The organism is Kribbella sp. NPDC049227 (assembly GCF_043197265.1).
Taxonomy (GTDB): domain Bacteria; phylum Actinomycetota; class Actinomycetes; order Propionibacteriales; family Kribbellaceae; genus Kribbella.
On the sequence record NZ_JBICST010000007.1, the window covers coordinates 217,053 to 239,397 of the forward strand.

A 22,345-nucleotide genomic window follows, 5' to 3' on the forward strand; every position below is an offset into this window, starting at 1 on the left:
GTCCGGCCACAGCGACGCCGGACCCACCTGTTCCACCTACAGTTCGAGCGGCCCCAGTGCCGGCCCGGCCACGAAGTGCGCCACCGGCTCCGCCATCACGTCCAGGTCGAGCACGACGAGTTCGTTGCGGCCAGGACGAAGTACCGGGCCGGGGACGTACAACGTCTCCTGTGGACCCCGGCGCCAGTACCGCCCGAGGTTGAACCCGTTCACCCAGGCAATCCCCTTGCCCCAAGCAACGGTCGACAGGAAGTGGTCCACCGGCTGCTCGACGTCGAACGACGCCCGCCAGGCCGTGGGGCCGACACCGAGGGCATCCGGCTCCGTGGAGTCCCACAATCGCGGCACTGCCTCCAGATCGATTGCACACACCGACCACCCGGTCAGTTCGGTCGAGCCCAGCCGGACGGAACCGATCAGCCCTTTGGGCTCGCCGATGCGCCGGCCGTAGTTCACCCGCCCCTGGTCCTCGACGACGATCTCGAGCTGCCCACAATGCGGCAGCATCAAGGCACGGTCGTGCCGCTCCCGGTCGAGGACGCCGACCGGAGCACCGTCCAGGAACACGTACGCCCGATCCCGCACCTCGCCGACACTCAGCAGCACCGGCTCCTCCACGGCGACCTCGGTGCGGAACAACGCCAACCGCGCGTCGAGCTCGTCCAGCGACGGAAGAACGTCGTACGAGGTCCAGTTGCCCCAGGCATCCGGATCGGCGAGCAGCCGCACCGGCGAGCCGAGCACCGCCGAGGTCTCGGGCGCCGCACCCACCCCCGACGCCGGGACAACGTCGGGGACTGGGGCGTACCGCGAGATCACCTCGCGGAAGGCGTGGAACTTCGCGGTCGGGTTCCCCGCCTCGTCCAGCGGCGCGTCATAGTCGTACGACGTGATGGTCGGCCGATAGACGCCCTTGTCGTTGGCCCCACTGGTCAGCCCGAAGTTCGTGCCGCCGTGGAACATGTAGATGTTCACCGATGCGCCGGCTGCCAGCAGCGCGTCGAGTTCAGCCGCCGCATCGGCCACACCGGTCGTGTGGTGCGGCCCGCCCCAATAGTCGAACCACCCCTCCCAGAACTCCATGCACATCAACGGTCCGCTCGGCTGGTGCTTCCGCAACGTCGCGAGCCGCTCACCCGCCCGCGACCCGAACGACGCGGTTCGCAGTACGCCGTCCAGCCCGCCGGCCGCGAGCATCGCGTCGACCGGCTGGTCGACGGTCACCAGCGGCACCGTGATCCCGGCGTTCCGGATGATCTCGGCGACCGCCTTGAGATAGGTCTGGTCGTCGCCGAACGCGCCGTACTCGTTCTCCACCTGGACCAGCAGGACCGGTCCGCCCTGGTCGACCTGCAGCGGCCGGACGATCCGCAGTACGGCGTCCAGGTACTCCTCGATCGCGGACAGGAACCGCGGTTCGTTGCGGCGTACCCCCACGCCCGGCTCCCGGAAGAGCCAGGCGGGGAGGCCACCGTTGTCCCACTCCGCGCAGATGTACGGCCCGGGCCGGACGATCGCGTACAGGCCGGCCGTGGCCACCTCTCGCAGGAACCGCTCGAGGTCGAGCATCCCCGTGGTGTCGAAGACACCTGGCCGGGGACTGTGCGCGTTCCACGGGACGTACGTCTCGATGGTGTTGAGCCCCATCAGGCGGGCCTTCTCGATCCGGTCGGCCCAGCTGTCCGGGTGCACCCGGAAGTAGTGCAGTGCTCCGGACAGGATCCGGAAGGGCGCGCCGTCGAGCAGGAAGTCGGACTCACCGATCGCGAAGTGGGACACAGGTCAGCCGTTCACCTGGAAGCCCTGCTGATTGCCATAGGCAACCAGGGCGTCCTGCCAGGACTTCAGGCCGGCGTCCAGGTCGGACTTGGCCTGGTACGACTTGCCCACGGTGTCGCCGTAGATGCTGTTCGCGTACAGCTCGTAGGGCAGGTAGGTCCAGCCCTTGACGACCGTGCCGGCCGCGCCGGTGAGCACCTCGTTGATCTTCTGACCACCGAAGTAGGCACTGGCCTTGCCGACGAACGCCGGGTCCTTGAGGTCGGCCGTGGTCGCCGGGAAGCCGCCGCTCGCGAGGAACGGCTTCACGCCCTCGTCGTGGTTCAGCCAGCGCACGAACGCGGCCGCCAGGGCGGGGTTCGCGCTCTGCTTCAGGACGGACTCGGTGCTGCCGCCGTTCTCCGCGGTGGCCGGCTGACCGTCGTACGTCGGCATCGGGGCGACCCGCCACTTGCCTGCGCCGGCCTTGACCGACGCCTCCATCACGCCCGGCATCCAGGCACCGGTCGGCAGGGTCGCGATGGTGCCGTCGCCGAGCGCCTTGAACCACTCGTCGGTCCAGCCCGGGATCGCGGAGACCAGCCCGCCCTCGACGAGCTGGTTCCAGGTGCCGGTCCACTTCTTCGAGCCGTCGTCCTGGAGGTTGATGCTGATGTTCTTGCCGTCGGTCTTGAACGGCGTACCACCGGCCTGCCAGATCATCGACGTGGTGAAGCCGGCGTCACCGGAGTCGTTGGTGATGTAGGCCTTCGGGTTGGCCGCGTGCAGCTTCTTGGCGGCGGCGACGTACTCGTCCCAGGTCTTCGGCACGGTCAGGCCGTACTTGTCGAAGACGTCCTTGTTGTAGAACAGCGCCATCGGCCCGGAGTCCTGCGGCAGGCCGAAGAGACCGTCACCGGCGTGCACGGCGGCCCAGGTCGAGGCGGTGTACGCCGACTCGTACTGGCTGAAGCCGTACTGGTTCAGGTCGACGAGCGAACCGGGCAGTGCGAACTGCGGGAGTGCCTGGTACTCGATCTGCGCCACGTCGGGAGCACCCGAACCGGCCTTGATCGCGTTCTGCAGCTTCGTGTAGTGGTCGTTGCCGGTGCCGGCGTTGACGTAGTTCACCTTGACGTTCGGGTACTGCGCCTCGAACGCCTTCACCTGTGCCTCGGCCGACGGCGTCCAGCTCCAGTAGGTGATGGTGCCGCCCTTCTGCAGCGCGGCGTTGACGGCGTCGGGAGAGCCGGTGGTCTGGCTCCCGCCTCCGCTGTCGGTCTTCGATCCGCCGCAGGCGGCCACGGCCGCGAGCGCCGTGAGGGCGGCTCCGGCAACCACCAGCTGCCGGATGCGGTGCCAAGGTGGCCGATGTGACTTCATGGTGTTCCCTTTCACTTGACCCAGAACTATTTGACGGAGCCCGCGGACAGGCCGGACTGCCAGAACCGCTGGAGGAGGAGGAAGGCGACCACCAGGGGGACGATGGTCAGCAGCGACCCCGTGATCACCAGGTTGTAGACGGGGCGGGCACCCACTCCGGTCGCCTGGTAGCTCCACTGGGTGAGCCCGACCGTGAGCGGGTAGAGGTTGGGTTTGCTGAGCATGATCAGCGGCAGGAAGTAGTTGTTCCAGGTCGACACGACCGCGAAGAGCAGGGTCGTGACGATGCCCGGGGCAAGCAGTCGCAACGCGACGGTGAAGAACGTCCGGACCTCCCCGGCACCGTCGATCCGGGCCGCCTCGAGGAGCTCGTGCGGTACGGCGTCGGTCGCGTAGACCCACATCAGGTACAGCCCGAACGGGCTCACCAGGGACGGGATGATGATCGCCCAGACGGTGTTGGTCAGCCCGAGATTCGAGAACATCAGGAACGTCGGCACGGCCAGCGCGGTCCCGGGTACGGCGACCGCGCCCAGCAGCACCGCGAACACGGCACGCCGACCGGCGAACTTGTACTTCGCGAGGCCGTAGCCGGCCGCGGTCGCGAGCAGTGTCGCCCCACCGGCACCGACGACCACGTAGAGCACCGTGTTGCCGAGCCAGCGCAGGAAGATGCCGTCGTTGTAGGTGAGGGTGTCCTTGATGTTGGTGAAGAACGCGAAGCTCTTGCCGAACCACAGGCCTGGACTGGAGAGCAGGTCCGCCTGGGTCTTGGTTGCACTGAGCAACAACCAGAGCAACGGCACCAGGGTGTAGACCAGGTACACCACCATCACGCCGGTCAGCAGTCGCGATCGCTTCGGGCGCAGCGGCGAGATCGTCGTACTCACAAGGCCTCCCGGGATCCGCGCAGCTGGACGACGTAGGCGATGATCGCGGTGATGACGCCCATCACGATCGCGATCGTGGCGGAGTAGTTGAACTGCTGCCCGGCGAAGGACAGGTTGTAGGCGTACATGTTCGGCGTGTAGTACGTGGTGATCACGTTCGGCGCCAGCGTGCGCAGGATGTTCGGCTCGTTGAACAGCTGGAAGCTGCCGATGATCGAGAAGATCGTCGCGATCACGATGGCGCCGCGCAGCGCCGGCAGCTTCACCGCCCCGATAGTCCGGAACGTCCCGGCGCCGTCGATCGCGGCGGCCTCGTAGAGCTCGCCGGGGATCGTGCGCAGCGCCGAGTAGAAGATCAGCATGTTGTAGCCGACGAACTCCCAGGTGACGATGTTGGCGATCGACGGCAGCATCCAGGTCCCGCTCAGCGGCTGGATCGCGGTGGTCCCGAAGAGATCGTTCAGATCGGCGGCGAGCCCGAAGTTGGTGCCGTAGATGTAGCCCCACATCAGCACGGCGACCACGCCCGGGACGGCGTACGGCAGGAAGATCACGATCCGGAAGAAGCTCGCGGCGTGCAGGCGGGCGCTGTCGATGGCCAGCGCGGCCAGCAGCGCGAGGATCAGCATCACCGGCACCTGCACGACCAGGAAGACCGCGACCCGGCCGAACGCCTCCCAGAACTTCGAGTCCTGGATCGCGTCCACGTAGTTGTCCAGCCCGACGAACACGCGGCCGCCGAAGAACGCCTGCTCGCGGAACAGGCTGAGATAGATCGCGTACCCGATCGGGGCCAGGAAGGTGAGCGCGAACACGGCCAGGAACGGGCCCACGAAGAGCCACCCCTTGCCGTCCTGACCGGCCCGGCGCCGCCGGCTGCCGGTCGCGCGCAGTGGTCTGATGTGGTCCTGGGCCACGGACTCCGCCATACGTCCGTCGACCTCCTCTCGCTCCCGCGTCACCGCGACGCGCGCAATGTTGACGTCAACATCGACGGCGTGACGGTAACGTGTTTACGTCAACATGTCTAGACTCCAGGCAACGCGAGGGAGGGTCATGGCAGCGGAGGATCCATTGGTACGACGGCGGCGCGGTCCGTCGATGGCCGACGTGGCCCGGCTGGCCGGCGTGTCCGGGCAGACCGTGTCACGGGTCGCGAACGACCGGCACAACGTCGACGCGGTGACACGGGACCGGGTCCGGGCCGCGATGCGCGAGCTCGGCTACCGCCCGAACGGCGCCGCCCGCGCCCTGCGCAACGGCGAGTTCCGCAGCATCGGCGCGATCGTCTTCGAGTTGTCCAGCTTCGGTACGACGCGCACCCTCGACGCGATCGCGAAAGCGGCGACGATGAGCGGCTACTCGATCAACCTGCTGCCCGTGCTGGACGTCAGCCAGCGCGCGGTGACGAACGCGTTCAGCCGCCTGGGTGAGCAGGCGGTGGACGGCGTGATCATCCTGATCGAGGCGCACACCCTGGACGAGGCCGGCGTGCAACTGCCGGACAACCTGCCGGTCGTGGTCGTCGACTCGAGTGCGCACTACGACTACCCGATCGTCGACACCGACCAGGCGCAAGGCGCGCGGCTGGCCACGGAACACCTGCTGGAGCTGGGACATCGAACGGTCTGGCATCTCGGCGGCCCACCGACGTCGTTCGCGGCCGACCGGCGCCGGCAGTCCTGGGAGCAGACGCTGCTCGACCACGGCTGCGAGGTCCCGCCCGTGCACGACGGCGACTGGACCGCCAGCTCCGGGTATGAGGCCGGGCGGGGTCTGGCTGCCAATGACGACGTGACGGCCGTGTTCGTGGCGAACGATCAGATGGCCCTCGGGCTGCTCCGTGCCTTGTACGAGCGTGGCCGCGCCGTACCTGGCGATGTCAGCGTGGTCGGCTTCGACGACATGGAAGAAGCCGCCCACTTCTGGCCGCCGCTGACCACCGTCCGTCAGTCCTTCGCGGAGGTGGGACGTCACAGCGTCGACGCCCTGATCAGCGAGATCCAGGCGGGGGAGCACCACCACAGCCCGGTCTCCGTGGCGACCGAGCTGGTGGTCCGGGGCAGCACAGCACCACCCCGGACGTGATCAGCGGGCTGAGAGCTGCTCCACGACCTTGAGAAGTACGCCGATCGGCGTCATACGCCGACCTCCTCCACCGCCAGGACTGCGCGCATCAGATCCGCGGTCTCGGTGGGGGTCTTGCCAACGCGTACGCCGGCGGCCTCGAGGGCTTCCTGCTTCGCGGCCGCTGTGCCCGAGGATCCGGACACGATCGCGCCGGCGTGGCCCATCGTCTTGCCCTCCGGCGCGGTGAAGCCCGCGACGTAGCCGACCACCGGCTTGGTCACGTTCGCCTTGATGAACGCGGCCGCCCGCTCCTCGGCGTCACCACCGATCTCACCGATCATCACGATCGCGTCGGTGTCGGGGTCGTTCTGGAACGCCTGCAGCGCGTCGATGTGCGTGGTCCCGATGATCGGGTCCCCGCCGATACCGATCGCGGTGGAGAACCCGAAGTCCCGCAGTTCGTACATCATCTGGTACGTCAGCGTGCCCGACTTGGAGACGAGGCCGATCCGGCCGGGACCCGCGATGTCGGCGGGAATGATGCCGGCGTTGGCACGTCCTGGGCTGATGATGCCGGGGCAGTTCGGGCCGATGATCCGAGTCCCCGCGGCCTGCGCATGCGCGAAGAACGCGGCGGTGTCCTGGACCGGCACGCCCTCGGTGATCACCACGACCAGCGGTACGCCGGCGTCGACGGCCTCGGTCACGGCGCCCAGCGTGAAGCGAGGCGGCACGAACACCACCGACACGTCCGCATCGGTCGACTTCACCGCGTCCGCGCACGAGCCGTACACAGGGATCGAGCGCTTCGCGAAGTCGACCGACTGACCGCCCTTGCCGGGCGTCACGCCACCGACGATGTTGGTGCCGGCGGCAAGCATCCGGCTGGTGTGCTTCTGTCCCTCGGACCCGGTCATGCCCTGCACGAGGACCCGGCTCTTCTCGGTCAGGAAGATCGCCATCTCTGTCCCACCTCTCAGTTCTGCGCCGCGACGGCGGCCAGCTCGGCCGCGCGGGCGGCGGCGCCGTCCATGGTGTCGACCACGGTCACCAGCGGATGGTTGGCCCGGGCAAGGATCTTGCGGCCCTCGTCGACGTTGTTGCCGTCCAGCCGGACGACCAGCGGCTTGTCGGCCTGGTCGCCGAGCAGCTCGAGCGCCTGGACGATGCCGTTGGAGACCGCGTCGCAGGCGGTGATCCCGCCGAACACGTTCACGAACACGCTCTTCACCTGCGCGTCGGACAGGATGATGCCGAGTCCGTTCGCCATCACCTCGGCGCTCGCACCACCGCCGATGTCGAGGAAGTTCGCCGGTTTCACGCCGCCGTGCGCCTCACCGGCGTACGCGACGACGTCGAGCGTGGACATGACCAGGCCGGCGCCGTTGCCGATGATGCCGACCGAGCCGTCGAGCTTGACGTAGTTCAGGCCCTTGGCCTGGGCCGCCGCCTCGAGTGGGTCCGCGGCCGCCTTGTCCTCGAAGCCCGCGTGATCCGGATGCCGGTACGCCGCGTTCTCGTCGAGCGTCACCTTGCCGTCCAGGGCTTCCAGCGTGCCGTCGGCCAGCTTGACCAGCGGGTTCACCTCGACCAGCGAGGCGTCCTCGGCGATGAACACGTCCCACAGCTTCCGCACGACCTGCTCCGCACCGACCGGGAAACCGGCCGCCGCCACGATCTCGGCGGCCTTGGCCTCGTCGACGCCGACGGCCGGGTCGATGGCGACCTTCGCGATCGCGTTCGGGTTGGTGGGCGCGACCTCTTCGATCTCGACACCGCCCTCGGTGCTCGCGATGCACAGGTAGTTGCGGTTGGCCCGGTCGACCAGGAAGGAGAAGTAGTACTCCTCGGCGATGGCCGCGGCCGGCGCGAGCAGCACCCGGTGCACCGTGTGCCCCTTGATGTCCATGCCGAGGATCTCGCCGGCCTTCGCCACCGCTTCGTCAGGCGTGGCGGCCAGCTTGACGCCGCCGGCCTTGCCGCGGCCGCCGGTCTTCACCTGCGCCTTCACCACCACCCGGCCGCCGAGTTCCGCGGCCGCCGCGGCGGCGTCGTCCGGGTCGTCGATCACTCGTCCGAGCGTCACCGGAACGCCGTGCCGGGCGAAGAGTTCTTTGGCTTGGTACTCCATCAGGTCCACGAGGAAGTCCTCCGATCGCTGGCCGGTCGTATGGCGACTGTATGCTGTATGCATTCTCGTTCACAAGAGCTCCGAGCTCTGGACAACGCCGACGCGGAGGAGTACCACAGATCTCATACGGTATGCAGTAGTCAGGAGGCGACATGAATCACGTGATGCCCTCGCCCCGGGACGTGCGTGACGTCTACGGCCGGCGGTACCGGATCGGCGAGGAGGCCCGGGATCTGACCGGACATTCGCGGCGCTGGCAACTGTGGGCCGCCTCGGCCTGCATGGTTGCCATCAGCCCACTGCAGTACTCCTTCGGCGCCGCGGCGCTGGGTCTCGACGCCGACCGCGGCTGGGGTTTCACCCAGACCATGTGGCTACTGGCGGTCTTCGTCGCCTGCCAGGCCCTGGTCGCCATCCCGGCCGCCTGGGCTCACCGGGTACGCCGTGCCACACCGACGCAACTGGTGATCGTCGGAGGTGTGCTCGCGGCCATCGGGCTCGCCACGCTCGCCCATGCGGGCAGCTACTTCGTTGTCGTGCTCGGCTACTCACTGCTCGGTGGCAGCGGCGCAGGTCTGGTGTACGCCGCCTGCATCACCACGTCGGCCCGGTGGTTCCCGGATCGGCGTACCGCCACGATCGGCTTCGTCACGGGTGGTTTCGCGGTCGGCGCCGTACCGAGTATCGCGTTGCTGGCGCTGGTCGACTCGCCCGGTGGACGCCGGCTGGTGTTCGATCTGACCGCGATCGTCGCCGTAGCGGTCGTGGTGACCGCGGGTGGGTTGCTGAAGGACCCGCCGCGGCACTGGTGGCCGGCCGACATCGACGCGCAGGCGTGGGCCATCGACCGCAAGCTGAACCGGAGCATCCCACACAACGCGCCCGCGGTCCGGCACTACCGTCCGGCCGAGGCGATGCGGACCGGTGCACTGCCGCTGATGTGGCTGACGCTCGCTCTGTGTACGGCGCTGTCGTTGTTCGGCATCGCCTTCGTCGTGAGCTACGCGGTGACGGCTGGGCTGGGCATGGCGGTCGCGGGCTTCGCCGCCGGAATGCTTGCCGCAGTCAACGGTCTCGGCAGGTCGTTCGCCGGTAACCTCTCCGACCGGTTCGGCCGGCGCCGGGTGCTGGCCGCCGTACTGATGGTCGAAGGATTCACCCACGTCGGCTTGGTCGTCGCAGGCGAGGCCGGTGCGGGCTGGGTGTTCGTGCTGTGCGCGATGTTCGCCGGTCTCGGCGGCGGCGCGTTCTACGCGATCATGGCCAACCTGGTGCTCGAGTTCTTCGGCGAGAACAGCCTGCTGCAGAACCAGGCGATCCTGTACTCCGCGAAGGCCGTCGGCGGCCTGGTCGGAGTCGGCGTCACCGCGTCCCTGATCGCCGAGATCGGCTACCGGCCCTTGTTCCTCGGCGCCGGGCTACTCGGCGTGATCACCGCGCTGAGTGTGCGGTTGCTGAAACAACCCGGGCGACCGGCGCTACCGGTCCGGCCACAGCTGGGTACGCCGGTCAGCGGAACAGTGCGGTCCGGCGAGTGAACGGCTACGGGAAGGTCGCCCGGCCCGATCCGTGTGTGATGGAGCTGGTGTCGAAGCTGGCCCGTGAACCCTGGACGGATCGCCCGACCTGCGTGCATCCGACCTTGAGCGCGGTGGCCAGGGCGGTCCACGACCACAGCAGCTCGTCCGGCCGCCGTGCGCTGTTGCCGCTGGCGCCGAGCTTTCTCGGCACCGCGCAGCCCGGCTTCGAATCGACGGCCTGGCTGGTCTCGTTGTGCGTCTCCACGGCTCTGGTGGGCGGGGAGTCGACAGCGGACGAGCGGAGGAGACTCTCGAGGGCGCATCAGACCGCGGTCCATTTCCTCACCGGGCAGGAAGAGCTGGCGGGATCGGCGCGCTGGTGGTTTCCGGTCCTCGACCGGGTTGGCCGGAGCGAGTCGTTCTACCGGACCTTCGTCGCGCCCGAGCACGCCGCCGAAGCCGTGTCCGTGACGGCTCGCGCCGCGGACGACATACGGCTGCGCGGGTTGCTGAGACAGTGTCTGGCGGTGGCTGGCTCCGCTGTCACGGCCAGCCCGTCGATCGCGGAGGCGGGCGCGCGCCGGTCTGACCTTTGACGTAGCAACCGGTTGCAGGGTTGACTCGGCCCATGCCCGCACCCCTCCGGCTGGCCGTGATCGGCGCCGCGCACGCCCATGTCAGGTACGCGCTGGACGAAGTGACACTGCGCGAGGATCTCGTGCTGGTCGCCGTCGCTGATCCGGATCCGGCGACGGCAGGCCGGTACGCCGCTGAGTTCGGCGTACCGGCGTACGACGACCACCGGCGGCTGCTCGACGAACTGCGGCCCGAGGTCGTCATGATCGCCGGCATATACGCGGACCGGGCCGAGGCGATCGTGGACTCGCTCCGCGCGGGTGCGCACGTGCTGGCCGACAAGCCTCTCTGTACGACGCTCGCCGAGCTTGACGCGATCGAGGCCGCGCAGCGCGAGACCGGCCGCTTCGTCTCCCTGCTGCTGGAGAAGCGGCACTATCCCGAGACCTTGGCGGCTCGCGCGCTGCTGGCCGACGGCTCGCTGGGGGAGTTGGTGCAGGTCGCGTCGACGGGTCCGCACAAGCTCAACCGGCCCACGCGGCCGGACTGGTTCCTCACCCGGAAGGGGTACGGCGGGATCCTCGGCGATCTCGCCGTCCACGACATCGACCTCGTCCTGCTGCTGTCCGGAGCGACCGAGGGAACGGTCGCCGGGCTGGCGGACAGGACCGATCGCGAGTTCGCGCTGCACGGATCGCTGCTGCTCGGAGCCGGCTCGGTGGTCGCGACGATCGAGGTCAACTGGCTGACGCCCGCCGCATCGCCGTACCACGGTGACTACCGGATGCGACTCACCGGCACCGAGGGCACGGCGGAGTTGTTCTGGGCGCAGAACAAGTTGATCGCGGCAACTACTGACCGCCCGCCCTGGGAAGTGCAGTTGCCGCCCGGCCGGCGCCCGGCGGCCGAGGCGCTCGACTCTCTGTCGGCCGGCCGCGAGCCCGAGACCAGCACGGCGGCAGGGTTCGTGGCGACGCGGGTCGCCCTGCTTGCCCAGCAGAGCGCCGACGCCGGTGGAGTCGTGCTGCCGTGGACCGACCGACAGAGAGGACAGGCCGGATGAAGTTCGCAGTGGTGGGGGCCGGAGTCATCGGTGAGACTCATGCCCGCCTGATCACGTCCCTCCCCGAGGGCTCGGAGCTGGTCGCGGTCGTCGACGTGGAGGCGGATCGAGCCACCACACTGAGCGGCAAGTACGGCGGTGAGCCGATGACGGACCTGAAGCAGGCCTGCGCCCGGCCGGACGTCGACGTGGTCAGCATCTGCCTGCCCAGCGGGTATCACGCCGACGCCGCCATCACCGCGCTCGAGGCGGGGAAGCACGTCATCGTGGAGAAGCCGATCGATGTGACGCTGGCTGCGGCTGACCGGCTCATCGACGTGGAAGAGCAGACCGGGCTGACCGTGGCCGTGATCAGTCAGCGCCGGTTCCAGCACGCCCCGGCCTTCATGCACCAAGCTGTCGCCGACGGCCGGCTCGGCCGGATCACCACGGGCATCGCCGAGTCGGCCTTCTGGCGATCGCAGGAGTACTACGACTCCGGCGGTTGGCGCGGCACTGTCGCGCTCGACGGTGGCGGAGCCCTGATGAACCAAGGCATCCACGTGGTTGACCTCCTGCTGTGGATGCTGGGCGAGCCCGTCGAGGTGCAGGCGTACAGCGACCGGCTCGCGCACGAGCGGATCGAGGTCGAGGACACGGTGGCGGCGACTGTGAGGTTCCGCAGTGGGGCGATCGGGTCGATCGTGGCCACCACATCGGCCTACCCGGGCCGCCCGGTGCGGCTGTCCGTGTACGGCGATCGCGGCAGCGCGGTGATCGAGAACGACGACCTGATCGTCTTCGACGCCGCCGACGGAGAGTCGACCGCGGAGACCCAGTCGGTCGCAGACGGGCAGCCGGCGGGGGAGGCGAGCGTGACCCGGTCGGTCGCCGACGCGCATCGTGACCAGTACCTCGACTTCATCGAGGCGGTGCGCGACGGCCGCGCGCCCTCGATCGGCACCCGGGACGCACGGCGTGCGCTCGAGGTGGTGCTCGGGGTCTACGAATCCGCCCGGACCGGTGCTCCGGTCCAGCTCACCGGGAGAGACTGACGTGCGCATCGGCATCATCGGGACGGAGAACTCCCACGTCGACCACATCATCGACTACCTGAACGTCGAGCGGCGGGCCGGCGAGACCCGTGTCGTCGCCCTCAGTGGCGGCGCGAGCGAACGCAACGAGAAGCTCCGCGTCACCGGGCAGCTCGAGCGGCTCGTCGACGCACCGACAGACCTGTTGGGCCTGGTCGACGCCGTGATCATCACCGATCGGTACGGCGGTCTGCACCGGGAGCACGCCGTACCGTTCCTGGCCGAAGGTCTGCCGGTGTTCGTGGACAAGCCGCTCGCCTGTACCGAGGCCGACGCCCGGGCGATCGTTGCCGCGGCGCGCGAACACGATGCACCGTTGACGTCGTCCTCGGCCGTCCGCTGGGTGCCGGACACGGACGCGCTGGCCGAGCAGGCGGCGTTGCTCGGTGCACCGCAGACGGTGATCACGACCGGGCCGGCCGATCCGGACAGTGAGTACGGCGGCATCTACTTCTACGGCATCCACCCGGTCGACGTCGCCCTCAGGCTGGCACCCGGTGCCATCGGCGACGTACGAGTGGAACGGGTCGCCGACACCATCGTCGCCACCACTGATGTCGGTGGAGTCCGCGTAGTGGTCCAGTTCGTACTGCCGGAGCCCGACGGTCGGGTCCCGTTCCATGGCATGGTCGTCGGGCGGCACGGCCTGGCGGCACGCGAGCTCGTCCTCGGCCCGTCGTACGTCGAGCCAGGGCTGCGTGCGTTCCTGGAGATGGCCGAGACCCGGCGGCCGCCGATCGACTACGACGATCTGGTCCGGCCCATGCAGTTCCTCGATGCAGTCGTCGAGGCGATTCGCCCGCACTGATTCCTGCCGTCACAGCTCCGGGCCCCGCAGACACTGTCTGCGGGGCCCGGATTCGTTACGGAGCGCGTCTGCCGGGGGCTCCCACTCCTTCGTGATCGACGTCCCCGGCTCCCCAGAGCCCGTGGTCGTAGTCACCGTCCGGAATCACCACGAGCTCCTGCCGGCGGGGTGCACCGACCTGCTGCTCGAGGCGGCGGAGGTCGGTCGAACACCGATCGAGGTCGTCGAGCAGCCGCAGTACGTCGAGATGCGGGCCGAGCCGATTCCTCAACGCCATAAGGGTTTTCTCCAGCGCCAGCACAGCCTGACGGGTGTTGGCGAGTTCGTCGTGAATCGTCATCCCAGCCTCCTGGTGCCGAGCTCTGGACAACCACTATGGGCTGGGGTAAGACTACGACTACACCATACGGTATGCAATCTACAGACGAAGCTGTACCAACAAGCCGGACCCCGGCCCTTCCGAGGAGATGACTGCAGATGGCGCAGACAGTGTCGGAGACCCAACCAGCCGCCGACTCACCGAAGCCGGAGCCGGCGACGATCTCAGGTGGTCACCTGGTCGCCAAGGCGCTGAAGGCCGAGGGCGTCGACGTGATCTTCACCCTGTGCGGCGGTCACATCATCGACATCTACGACGGCTGTGTCGACGAGGGCATCGCCGTCGTCGACGTCCGGCACGAGCAGGTCGCCGCGCACGCCGCGGACGGCTACGCGCGAGTGACAGGTAAGCCCGGCTGCGCGGTCGTCACCGCCGGCCCCGGGACGACGGATGCCGTCACCGGTGTCGCGAACGCCTTCCGCGCCGAGAGCCCGATGCTGTTGATCGGCGGCCAGGGCGCGCTGAACCAGCACAAGATGGGATCTCTGCAGGACCTGCCGCACGTCGACATGATGACGCCGATCACCAAGTTCGCCGCGACTGTGCCGCACACCGCGCGGGCCGCCGACATGGTGTCGATGGCGTTCCGCGAGTGCTACAACGGCGCGCCCGGTCCGTCGTTCCTGGAGATCCCGCGCGACATCCTGGACAACTCGGTCCCGGTCGACTCGGCGACGATCCCGGAGGCCGGTCACTACCGGGCGTCCACCAAGAGCATCGGCGACCCGGCGAACGTCGAGGCGGTGGCCGACCTGCTGGTCCGGGCCGAGAAGCCCGTGGTCCTGCTGGGCAGCCAGGTCTGGACGTCCCGCGGCAGCGAGGCCGCGACCGAGTTCGCCCGCACGCTCGACATCCCGGTGTTCATGAACGGCTCGGCCCGCGGCACTCTGCCGCCAGGCGACCCGCACCACTTCCACCTGTCCCGGCGGTACGGGTTCAACAACGCCGACCTGATCCTGATCGTCGGTACGCCGTTCGACTTCCGGATGGGCTACGGCCGCCGGCTGCCGAAGAGCGCGACCGTGGTCCAGATCGACATGGACTACCGCACCGTCGGCAAGAACCGCGACATCGACCTCGGCCTGGTCGGCGACCCGGGCGCGATCCTGGCCGCCGTCACCCAGGCCGCGTCGGGCCGCGTCAAGAAGACCGACCGCAAGGCCTGGTTCGCCGAACTGCGTGCCGAGGAGGACGCGGCGTACCAGAAGCGGCTGCCGCGGCAACTGTCGGACGCGAACCCGATCCACCCGCTGCGGCTCGCGCACGAGATCAACGAGTTCCTGACCGAGGACTCGATCTACATCGGCGACGGCGGCGACATCGTCACCTTCTCCGGTGGCGTCGTCCAGCCGAAGTCGCCCGGCCACTGGATGGACCCGGGCCCGCTCGGGACCCTCGGTGTCGGCATCCCGTTCGTGCTCGCGGCGAAGTACGCGCGGCCGGACAAGGAAGTGGTCGCACTGTTCGGTGACGGCGCGTTCTCCCTGACCGGCTGGGACTTCGAGACGCTCGTCCGCTTCAAGCTCCCGTTCGTCGGTGTCGTCGGCAACAACTCGTCGATGAACCAGATCCGCTACGGCCAGGAGGCCAAGTACGGCCACGACCGCGGCCGGATCGGGAACACGCTCGGCGACGTGAAGTACGACGAGTTCGCCAAGATGCTCGGCGGGTACGGCGAGGAGGTCCGCGACCCGAAGGAGATCGGGCCGGCCATGCAGCGAGCCCGCGAGTCCGGGCTGCCCTCGCTCATCAACGTGTGGGTCGACCCGGACGCGTATGCGCCGGGAACCATGAACCAGACGATGTACAAGTGACCGCACAAGTAGGGGAGGACTCCTTATGACCAAGGCCCTCGACGGGGTTCGCGTACTCGACATGACGCACGTGCAGTCCGGACCGTCCTGTACTCAGCTCCTCGCCTGGCTCGGCGCCGATGTGATCAAGCTCGAGGCGCCCACCGGCGACATCACCCGCCAGCAGCTGCGCGACATCCCCGACGTCGACAGCCTCTACTTCACAATGCTCAACTGCAACAAGCGCAGCATCACGCTGAACATGAAGTCCGAGCGGGGCAAGGAGATCTTCACCGACCTGGTCAAGGACGCCGACGTCCTGGTGGAGAACTTCGCCCCCGGCGCGATCGACCGGATGGGCTTCACCTGGGACCGGCTGCAACTGATCAACCCGAAGCTGGTCTACGCCTCGATCAAGGGCTTCGGCCCCGGCCGGTACGAGGACTTCAAGGCCTACGAGGTGGTCGCGCAAGCGATGGGCGGTGCGATGAGCACCACCGGGTTCGAGGACGGGCCGCCGACCGCGACCGGCGCGCAGATCGGCGACTCCGGCACCGGCATCCACCTGGTCGCGGGCATCCTGGCCGCGCTGCTCCAGCGGACCAACACCGGCAAGGGCCAGCGGGTGAGCGTGGCGATGCAGGAGGCCGTGCTCAACCTGACCCGGGTCAAGCTGCGCGACCAGCAGCGGCTCACGCACGGTCCGCTGCCCGAGTACCCGAACGAGAACTTCGAGGACGAGGTGCCGCGGTCCGGCAACGCCTCCGGTGGCGGCCAGCCCGGCTGGGCGCTGCGGTGCGCACCCGGCGGGCCGAACGACTACATCTACGTGATCGTCCAGCCGCCCGGCTGGGCCCCGATCGCGAACCTGATCGGCAAGCCGGAGCTCGCCGACGACCCGGACTGGGCGACGCCGGCCGCACGGCTGGACAAGCTCGACAAGATGTTCGCGCTGATCGAGCAGTGGACCGAGCAGCACACGAAGTTCGAGGTGATGGACAAGCTCAACGCGCTGAACGTGCCGTGCGGGCCGATCATGTCGACCCGCGAGCTGATCGAGGACGAGACGCTGGCCGAGCTGGGCGCCGTGGTCGAGGTGAAGCACCCGCAGCGCGGCAGCTTCAAGACCGTCGGCTGCCCGCTCAAACTGTCCGACTCCCCGGTCCAGGTCGAGACCTCGCCCGGTCTCGGCGAGCACAACTCCGTCGTCTACGGATCGCTCGGCATCGACACCGCCGAGCTCGAGGAACTCAAGGCAGCCGGCGTCATCTGACGCCGACCTCTCCCCGCATCCCCGAAGGAGCGCAGGCATGACCTATGACAAGGCAGCAGTCCGGACCATCCTCGACCAGGCTCTGGCGGACGGCCGCACCTCCCTGAGCGCGCCCGAGGCCAAGCTGGTCGCGGACGCGTACGGCATCCCGACGCCGGGTGAGGGGCTGGCCACGACTGCCGAGGGAGCCGCCGGTCTCGCGGCCGAGATCGGTTTCCCCGTCGTGCTGAAGATCGTCTCGCCGGACATCCTGCACAAGACCGATGCCGGTGGGGTGGTCGTCGGCGTCGACAGTGCCGAGGCGGCCAAAGCGGCGTACGAGAAGATCATCGCCAACGCCAAGGCCTATCAGGCGGACGCGGAGATCATCGGTGTGCAGGTGCAGAAGATGCTGGTCACCGGCGGTGACGTGCAGGAGGTCATCGTCGGCGCGGTCACCGACCAGACGTTCGGCAAGGTGGTCGCGTTCGGGCTGGGGGGCGTCCTGGTCGAGGTACTCAAGGACGTCACCTTCCGGCTCGCCCCGCTGACCGGTGACGAGGCCCGCGCGATGGTCGACGGGATCGGTGCACACGAGATGCTGAACGGCGTCCGCGGCGCGAAGCCGGTCGACAAGGATGCCGTCGCGGACCTGATCCAGCGCCTGTCGGACCTGGTCGACGACTTCCCGCAGTTCGCCGAGGTGGACCTGAACCCGGTGCTGGCCGGGCCGGACGGCGCCACCGCGGTCGACTTCCGGATCATCGTGGACGCCGAGGCCGGCAAGCCGGTCGAGCGGTACAGTCAGGAGGAGATCCTGACCGCGATGACGCGGATCATGAAGCCGCGCGCGGTGGCCGTGATCGGGGCGTCGAACGAGACCGGCAAGATCGGCAACTCGGTGATGAAGAACCTGGTCAACGGCGGGTACGCCGGGGACATCTACCCGGTCAATCCCAAGGGTGGCGAGGTCCTCGGGCTGAAGGCGTTCCCGAGCATCACCGACATCCCGGGCGACGTCGACGTCGCGGTGTTCGCGGTCCCGGCCAAGTTCGTCGCCGGTGCGCTCGAGCAGTGCGGCGAGAAGGGCGTCGCGGGCGCGATCCTGATCCCGTCCGGGTTCGCCGAGACCGGCGAGCAGGAACTGCAGGACGAGGTCGTTGCCATCGCCAAGAAACACGATGTGCGGATTCTCGGCCCGAACATCTACGGCTACTACTACCTGCCGGAGAGCCTCTGCGCGACGTTCTGCACGCCGTACAACGTCCGCGGCAGTGTGGCGCTGTCGTCACAGTCCGGTGGCATCGGGATGGCGATCCTGGGCTTCAGCCGGTCCAGCCGGATGGGCGTCTCGGCGATCGTTGGGGTAGGCAACAAGGCCGACATCGACGAGGATGACCTCCTGACGTTCTTCGAGAGCGACGACAACACCAACCTGATCGCCATGCACCTGGAGGATTTGAAGGACGGCCGGGCGTTCGCCGAGACGGCGGCCCGGGTGTCGAAGAAGAAGCCGGTCGTCGTGCTGAAGGCCGGGCGTACGGACATGGGCGCGCGGGCCGCCAGCTCGCACACCGGTGCCCTGGCCGGCAACGACAAGGTGTACGACGACATCCTGCGACAGAGCGGCGTGGTCCGGGCGCCGGGGCTGAACGAGATGCTCCAGTACGCCCGCGGCATCCCGCTGCTGCCGACGCCGAAGGGTGAGAACGTCGTCATCATCACCGGCGCGGGCGGTTCCGGCGTACTGCTGTCGGACGCCTGTGTCGACGCCGGCCTCACCCTGATGGACATCCCGGCCGACCTGGACGCGGCGTTCCGCAAGTTCATCCCGCCGTTCGGTGCCGCCGGCAACCCGGTCGACATCACCGGTGGCGAGCCGCCGTCGACGTACCGCAACACGATCGCGCTCGGGCTCGAGGACGAGCGGATCCACTCGCTCATCCTGGGCTACTGGCACACGATCGTGACGCCGCCGATGGTGTTCGCGAAGCTGGTCGCCGACGTGGTGGAGGAGTATCGCGCCAAGGGCATCGACAAGCCGGTGGTGGCCTCACTGTCCGGTGACGTCGAGGTCGAGGAAGCAAGTCAGTACCTGTTCGACCACGGGGTGGTCGCCTACCCGTACACCACCGAGACACCGGTCCAGGTGCTCGGTGCGAAGTACCGCTGGGCCCGCAACGCCGGGCCTCTCGGTTCCTGAAAGTCCCCAACCTGTTCGGAGGAAGCCGGTGATGCTGTTGGTCAGGGGGGAGTGCACGGGGGAGCGTCAAGCCAAGCTGGCGTCGATCTAAGGAGTCCGCCTTGGACGTCACAAGCAAGACCTCAGAAGTACCTGAAGAGCCGGCGGCGACGGCCGTCACCGAGAAGGTCTGGAAGGCCGGCCGGCTCGAACCGATGCCGATCCGGAAGCTTCCGGACGCACCGCCGTCCATGCACATCCTCGGTCCGACCGTGTTCCTGGTCGCGCTGGGCGTGGGCATGGGTGAGTCCTACATGTGGCCCCGCCTGGTGCTGGTGTTCGGTCCGGACATCCGCTGGCTGTTCATGATCGGCGTCACGCTGCAGGCGTTCGTCCTGCTGGAGATGGCCCGGTACGCGATGGCGACCGGGGAGAGCATCTTCTTCGGCGCGGCGCGGGTCTTCAAACCGATGATGTGGTTCTTCTACGTCGCGGCGATCCTGATCTACATGTGGCCCGGGCATCTGTCGGCCGGGGCCGCTGCCTTCGAGGAGATCACCGGCATACCTTGGCAGGTCACCGCGTGCGTGGCTCTGGTGTTCGTCGGTGTGCTGTTCAGTCTGCTGTCGGTGATCTACAACTTCCTCGAGAAACTCCTCGGCCTGCTGATCGGCCTGCTCGTCGTCGGTACGTCGGTGATCGCGGCGATCGTGGGCAACTGGGACGACCTGGGCCAGACCCTGCAGGGCATGTTCGCGTTCGGGTTCTTCCCGGAGAAGGCACTGTCCGAGGCCTGGTTCCCGATCGTGGTCGGCTCGATCGCGTTCGCCGGCCCGTCCGGTATGCAGCAGATGTGGTACACGCTGCAGTTGCGTGACAGCGGTGCGGCGATGGGGTCGCACATCCCGAAGATCCGCGGTCTGCGGTCGGCCAACGAGGCCGAGTCGATGCCGTCGCGGGGCTTCATGTTCGACACCGACGACCCGGCCGAGCTGCAGAAGTGGAAGGGGTGGCGCAAGTGGGTCACCTTCGACGCCCTGCTGCTGTTCTGGGGCATCACGATGCTGGTCACGATCTCGTTCACCGTGCTGGCCATGTCGGCGGCCCGGACGAACCCGAACGTGGCGTCGCTGATCGAAGGTGGCGACCGCGAAGCGGCCCTGTCGGCGATGTCGGACGCGTTCGCGTCGGCCGGCAGCCCGATCCTGGGCACGCTGTTCTTCGCCTTCATCGCGCTGATCGGGCTGAACGCGACCCTGGGTCTGTTCGACTCGTTCTCCCGCGGCCAGGCCGACATGACGTACTACTTCGTACCGGGCGCCAAACGGTTCTCGATGTCGAAGCTGTACGCCGGGTTCCTCTGGGGCGTGATCACGTTCGGCATCCTGATCCTGCTGTTCGGTCCGGCCGACGGTCCGGCCGGCATCCTGGACATCCTCGCCTTCTTGTCCACGTTCGCGATGGGTGCCTACTGCATCGTGTTGCTCCTGGTGAACAACAAGCTGCTGCCCAAACCGATCCGGCCCGGGCCGGTGCGCAACGTGATCATCGGGTTCGGTGCGGTGTTCTATCTCGGCATGCTGTTCTACAGCCTGATCCGCTTCGGTGTGGTTGTGAGCTGACCATGACTCGGACAGCTGATCTGAAGCAGCTCGCGGAGTTCTCGGTGCCCGCCGTCTCGGTGGGCGCCGCGGCCGGAGTGATCGCCGGAGGGTTGGCCGCGTTCGTCGGCCAGCCCTTCGGCTGGGCGGTGGCGACCGGGCTCGGCCTCGGCGTCCCGCTGATGCTCTTCGGTGCCGGGTACGCCGTTCTAATGGGCATGGGCAAGATCCCCGCCGGGGTGTTCGCACCGGCGGCGGTCTACTGGGTGATCGCCTTCCCGCTCTCCCTGCTGGTGCATTCCGTCGTGACCGAATGGGTGGTGACCGGTACGCCGGGCCTGCCGCCGGAACCGTGGAAGTTCCTCGCGTTCCGGGCCCTGGTCAGTATGGGCTTCGCGATCGGCTTCCTGTGGATGCACGAGCAGATCGGGCGGCACTGGTGGCCGCACATCCTGGAACGCAACATCTACGCACGGCGGACGGTGGAGCAGTACTCCCATCTCGCCGCCGCTCTCGAGGCACGCAAGGCCGCGACGGGGCGTGGCCGCAAGAAGCGCGTTGCCTGACCCCCACACCGCCGCCCCTGGGACGGCGTTTGAACGGACAACCCTTCAACTGGCCGGTTCTTCCCTCGGAATCCGAGGGGAGAAGGAGCAATCTGAAGGGTTGTCCGTTCATCTGCTGCCTGGTGGGTCAGTTGGATGTACGGCGGCGCCGGCGCGGGGCGGACTCGGTGTCGGGGAGGTCCTCGGGGCCCTTGGCAGCCTGGAGGTCGTGGTAGGCCTTGCGGGTGTGTTCGGTGTGCTCGCGCATGATCTGCGCCGACTTGTCCTCGTCGCCCTCGCTGATCGCCTTCACCAGGCGCGCGTGCTCGCGCCAGGAGGCGCCACCGCGGACGGGCGCGACCGGGGTGTAGTACCAGCGGACCCGGCGATCGACCTGGCCGGCGAAGTCCACCAGGAACCTGTTCCCCGACATCTGGGTGATCAGGCTGTGCAGCTCGCCGTTGGTCCGGACCGCGCCGTCGATGTCGCCGGCCTCCTGGAGCGCCGTACCGACCTTGCACAGGTCCTTGAGCCGGGCCACGTCGTCCTTCGAAGCGTGCTGGGCCGCGAGCCGCGCGGACTCCGACTCCAGGGCGGCGCGGGCCGCGAGCAACTGGTCCACCTCGTCCTCGGCGGGCACGTGCACCATCGCGCCGAAGCCTGGCCGGAGGTCCACCCAGCCCTCGTTGTTGAGCCGCTGGAGGGCCTCGCGGACCGGCTGCCGGGAAACGCCCAGCATGCCGGCCAGTTCGACCTCGACCAGGTGCCGGCCACGCTCGAGGGTGCCGTCGATGATCATCTCGGTCAGGGCCTCGTAGACGGACTCACGCAGTGGCGTCGGCCGCTTGACGTGTCGCACACCGGCCGGTTCCGCCCCCGCCCCTGGGCCTGCGCTGATGGTGGTCATGAGGTCCTTCCCGGAACTTGCGCTGACAAAGGCATGGCACTTGGTAGACAGTCTACCAAGTGCCGTACCTTTGCCGGGCCTTCGGCGCCGGCGTGGTCATGGGGCCTTGGCTCATGACCTGACATGGCGACCCTTTACGCAGCCGACTCGTCGGCGTGCGGGCGGTCGTCGTGAGCGGTGCGAGCCTGGTCGCCGGTGAGCTTCGCGAGCTCGGCGTCCAGGTCGACCGGGGTGTTCAGCTCCTGCTGCAGCTCCGGGGCATCCGGGAACTGCGGGCGAGCCGCCAGAGCGCCGAACCTACGGGTGAAGATCATTGGTGCCCTTTCCTTGAATTCTGGCTTCTGTATACATTCAACCAGCCGTACTCACCGGTTATGCCCGCGTCTCACGTGATCCCGGTTACGTACGACGTGA

General features: G+C 68.2%; 20 protein-coding genes. 11 read left to right on the top strand and 9 right to left on the bottom strand.

The annotated features are described in order from the left end of the window. Positions 1–36 precede the first annotated feature (36 nt). Genes ACGFH6_RS30540 through ACGFH6_RS30555 form a run of 4 tightly spaced genes read right to left on the bottom strand, consistent with a single transcriptional unit; the run spans position 37 to position 4,960 of the window. On the bottom strand, positions 37–1,779 hold the full coding sequence (locus ACGFH6_RS30540) for a beta-galactosidase family protein (protein ID WP_393390876.1): 1,743 nt from the start codon (positions 1,777–1,779) through the stop codon (positions 37–39). A 3-nt stretch (positions 1,780–1,782) separates the two neighbouring features. Beyond that, positions 1,783–3,141, bottom strand: coding sequence for an ABC transporter substrate-binding protein (locus tag ACGFH6_RS30545; RefSeq protein ID WP_393390877.1), 1,359 nt, complete (start codon positions 3,139–3,141; stop codon positions 1,783–1,785). A gap of 26 nt (positions 3,142–3,167) precedes the next feature. Continuing rightward, positions 3,168–4,031, bottom strand: a complete 864-nt coding sequence (locus ACGFH6_RS30550; protein ID WP_393390878.1) for a carbohydrate ABC transporter permease — start codon at positions 4,029–4,031, stop codon at positions 3,168–3,170. Then, on the bottom strand, positions 4,028–4,960 hold the full coding sequence (locus ACGFH6_RS30555) for a carbohydrate ABC transporter permease (RefSeq protein ID WP_393390880.1): 933 nt from the start codon (positions 4,958–4,960) through the stop codon (positions 4,028–4,030). Before ACGFH6_RS30555 ends, ACGFH6_RS30550 begins: the two co-directional genes overlap by 4 nt. A 127-nt stretch (positions 4,961–5,087) precedes the next feature. Here ACGFH6_RS30555 and ACGFH6_RS30560 point away from each other — a divergent pair, with 127 nt between their 5' ends. Next, entirely contained in the window at positions 5,088–6,119 is a 1,032-nt protein-coding gene (locus tag ACGFH6_RS30560) for a LacI family DNA-binding transcriptional regulator (protein ID WP_393390882.1), read from the top strand. Positions 6,120–6,169: 50 nt separating this feature from the next. Here ACGFH6_RS30560 and sucD read toward each other — a convergent pair whose 3' ends face one another. Together sucD and sucC are read right to left on the bottom strand one after the other, a co-directional pair. Then, entirely contained in the window at positions 6,170–7,063 is an 894-nt protein-coding gene (sucD, locus tag ACGFH6_RS30565) for a succinate--CoA ligase subunit alpha (protein WP_393390884.1), read from the bottom strand. 14 nt (positions 7,064–7,077) lie between these two features. Next, complete coding sequence (sucC, locus tag ACGFH6_RS30570; protein ID WP_393391729.1) at positions 7,078–8,241, bottom strand: ADP-forming succinate--CoA ligase subunit beta; 1,164 nt, start codon at positions 8,239–8,241, stop codon at positions 7,078–7,080. Positions 8,242–8,384: 143 nt separating this feature from the next. On the opposite strand from sucC, the gene ACGFH6_RS30575 reads away from it, so the two are divergent. Genes ACGFH6_RS30575 through ACGFH6_RS30595 form a run of 5 tightly spaced genes read left to right on the top strand, consistent with a single transcriptional unit; the run spans position 8,385 to position 13,272 of the window. Then, positions 8,385–9,770: an OFA family MFS transporter gene (locus ACGFH6_RS30575; protein WP_393390886.1), complete on the top strand. Its 1,386-nt coding sequence runs from the start codon at positions 8,385–8,387 to the stop codon at positions 9,768–9,770. After that, complete coding sequence (locus tag ACGFH6_RS30580; protein ID WP_393390888.1) at positions 9,767–10,348, top strand: hypothetical protein; 582 nt, start codon at positions 9,767–9,769, stop codon at positions 10,346–10,348. The genes ACGFH6_RS30575 and ACGFH6_RS30580 overlap by 4 nt, the downstream gene beginning before the upstream one ends. Before the next feature lie 32 nt (positions 10,349–10,380). Continuing rightward, positions 10,381–11,391: a Gfo/Idh/MocA family protein gene (locus ACGFH6_RS30585; RefSeq protein ID WP_393390889.1), complete on the top strand. Its 1,011-nt coding sequence runs from the start codon at positions 10,381–10,383 to the stop codon at positions 11,389–11,391. Continuing rightward, a complete protein-coding gene (locus ACGFH6_RS30590) occupies positions 11,388–12,425 on the top strand; it encodes a Gfo/Idh/MocA family protein (RefSeq protein ID WP_393390891.1) in 1,038 nt (345 codons plus the stop codon). The genes ACGFH6_RS30585 and ACGFH6_RS30590 overlap by 4 nt, the downstream gene beginning before the upstream one ends. 1 nt (position 12,426) lies before the next feature. Beyond that, on the top strand, positions 12,427–13,272 hold the full coding sequence (locus tag ACGFH6_RS30595) for a Gfo/Idh/MocA family oxidoreductase (RefSeq protein ID WP_393390893.1): 846 nt from the start codon (positions 12,427–12,429) through the stop codon (positions 13,270–13,272). Positions 13,273–13,327: 55 nt separating this feature from the next. Here the strand turns inward: ACGFH6_RS30595 and ACGFH6_RS30600 are convergent, their stop codons facing one another. Next, positions 13,328–13,612: a hypothetical protein gene (locus tag ACGFH6_RS30600; RefSeq protein ID WP_393390895.1), complete on the bottom strand. Its 285-nt coding sequence runs from the start codon at positions 13,610–13,612 to the stop codon at positions 13,328–13,330. A 137-nt stretch (positions 13,613–13,749) separates the two neighbouring features. Here ACGFH6_RS30600 and ACGFH6_RS30605 point away from each other — a divergent pair, with 137 nt between their 5' ends. The 5 genes from ACGFH6_RS30605 (at position 13,750) to ACGFH6_RS30625 (ending at position 21,045) form a co-directional block, all read left to right on the top strand. After that, positions 13,750–15,465 (top strand): thiamine pyrophosphate-binding protein, encoded by a 1,716-nt coding sequence (locus tag ACGFH6_RS30605; RefSeq protein ID WP_393390897.1) that lies wholly within the window; start codon positions 13,750–13,752, stop codon positions 15,463–15,465. 25 nt (positions 15,466–15,490) lie between these two features. Next, entirely contained in the window at positions 15,491–16,717 is a 1,227-nt protein-coding gene (frc, locus tag ACGFH6_RS30610; RefSeq protein WP_393390899.1) for a formyl-CoA transferase, read from the top strand. A 37-nt stretch (positions 16,718–16,754) separates the two neighbouring features. Continuing rightward, positions 16,755–18,899 (top strand): acetate--CoA ligase family protein, encoded by a 2,145-nt coding sequence (locus tag ACGFH6_RS30615; protein WP_393390901.1) that lies wholly within the window; start codon positions 16,755–16,757, stop codon positions 18,897–18,899. Positions 18,900–19,000: 101 nt separating this feature from the next. Next, positions 19,001–20,500 carry an Nramp family divalent metal transporter gene (locus tag ACGFH6_RS30620; protein ID WP_393390903.1) on the top strand — a complete coding sequence of 500 codons (1,500 nt, stop codon included), beginning with the start codon at positions 19,001–19,003 and terminating at the stop codon, positions 20,498–20,500. Between the two features lie 2 nt (positions 20,501–20,502). After that, on the top strand, positions 20,503–21,045 hold the full coding sequence (locus ACGFH6_RS30625; RefSeq protein WP_393390905.1) for a hypothetical protein: 543 nt from the start codon (positions 20,503–20,505) through the stop codon (positions 21,043–21,045). Positions 21,046–21,172: 127 nt separating this feature from the next. On the opposite strand, the gene ACGFH6_RS30630 is transcribed toward ACGFH6_RS30625, so the two are convergent. Together ACGFH6_RS30630 and ACGFH6_RS30635 are read right to left on the bottom strand one after the other, a co-directional pair. Beyond that, complete coding sequence (locus ACGFH6_RS30630) at positions 21,173–21,931, bottom strand: GntR family transcriptional regulator (RefSeq protein ID WP_393390907.1); 759 nt, start codon at positions 21,929–21,931, stop codon at positions 21,173–21,175. 134 nt (positions 21,932–22,065) lie between these two features. Further along, positions 22,066–22,245: a hypothetical protein gene (locus tag ACGFH6_RS30635; RefSeq protein ID WP_360456702.1), complete on the bottom strand. Its 180-nt coding sequence runs from the start codon at positions 22,243–22,245 to the stop codon at positions 22,066–22,068. Between the last annotated feature and the right edge of the window lie 100 nt (positions 22,246–22,345).

Coding starts and splice junctions, on each gene's coding strand:
- frc (WP_393390899.1), top strand. CDS start 15,491: ATGACCAAGGCCCTCGACGGGGTTCGCGTACTCGACATGACGCACGTG.
- ACGFH6_RS30625 (WP_393390905.1), top strand. CDS start 20,503: ATGACTCGGACAGCTGATCTGAAGCAGCTCGCGGAGTTCTCGGTGCCC.
- sucD (WP_393390884.1), bottom strand. CDS start 7,063: ATGGCGATCTTCCTGACCGAGAAGAGCCGGGTCCTCGTGCAGGGCATG.
- ACGFH6_RS30615 (WP_393390901.1), top strand. CDS start 16,755: ATGACCTATGACAAGGCAGCAGTCCGGACCATCCTCGACCAGGCTCTG.
- ACGFH6_RS30635 (WP_360456702.1), bottom strand. CDS start 22,245: ATGATCTTCACCCGTAGGTTCGGCGCTCTGGCGGCTCGCCCGCAGTTC.
- ACGFH6_RS30600 (WP_393390895.1), bottom strand. CDS start 13,612: ATGACGATTCACGACGAACTCGCCAACACCCGTCAGGCTGTGCTGGCG.
- ACGFH6_RS30630 (WP_393390907.1), bottom strand. CDS start 21,931: ATGACCACCATCAGCGCAGGCCCAGGGGCGGGGGCGGAACCGGCCGGT.
- ACGFH6_RS30590 (WP_393390891.1), top strand. CDS start 11,388: ATGAAGTTCGCAGTGGTGGGGGCCGGAGTCATCGGTGAGACTCATGCC.
- ACGFH6_RS30555 (WP_393390880.1), bottom strand. CDS start 4,960: ATGGCGGAGTCCGTGGCCCAGGACCACATCAGACCACTGCGCGCGACC.
- ACGFH6_RS30575 (WP_393390886.1), top strand. CDS start 8,385: ATGAATCACGTGATGCCCTCGCCCCGGGACGTGCGTGACGTCTACGGC.
- ACGFH6_RS30605 (WP_393390897.1), top strand. CDS start 13,750: ATGGCGCAGACAGTGTCGGAGACCCAACCAGCCGCCGACTCACCGAAG.
- ACGFH6_RS30560 (WP_393390882.1), top strand. CDS start 5,088: ATGGCAGCGGAGGATCCATTGGTACGACGGCGGCGCGGTCCGTCGATG.
- ACGFH6_RS30545 (WP_393390877.1), bottom strand. CDS start 3,141: ATGAAGTCACATCGGCCACCTTGGCACCGCATCCGGCAGCTGGTGGTT.
- ACGFH6_RS30585 (WP_393390889.1), top strand. CDS start 10,381: ATGCCCGCACCCCTCCGGCTGGCCGTGATCGGCGCCGCGCACGCCCAT.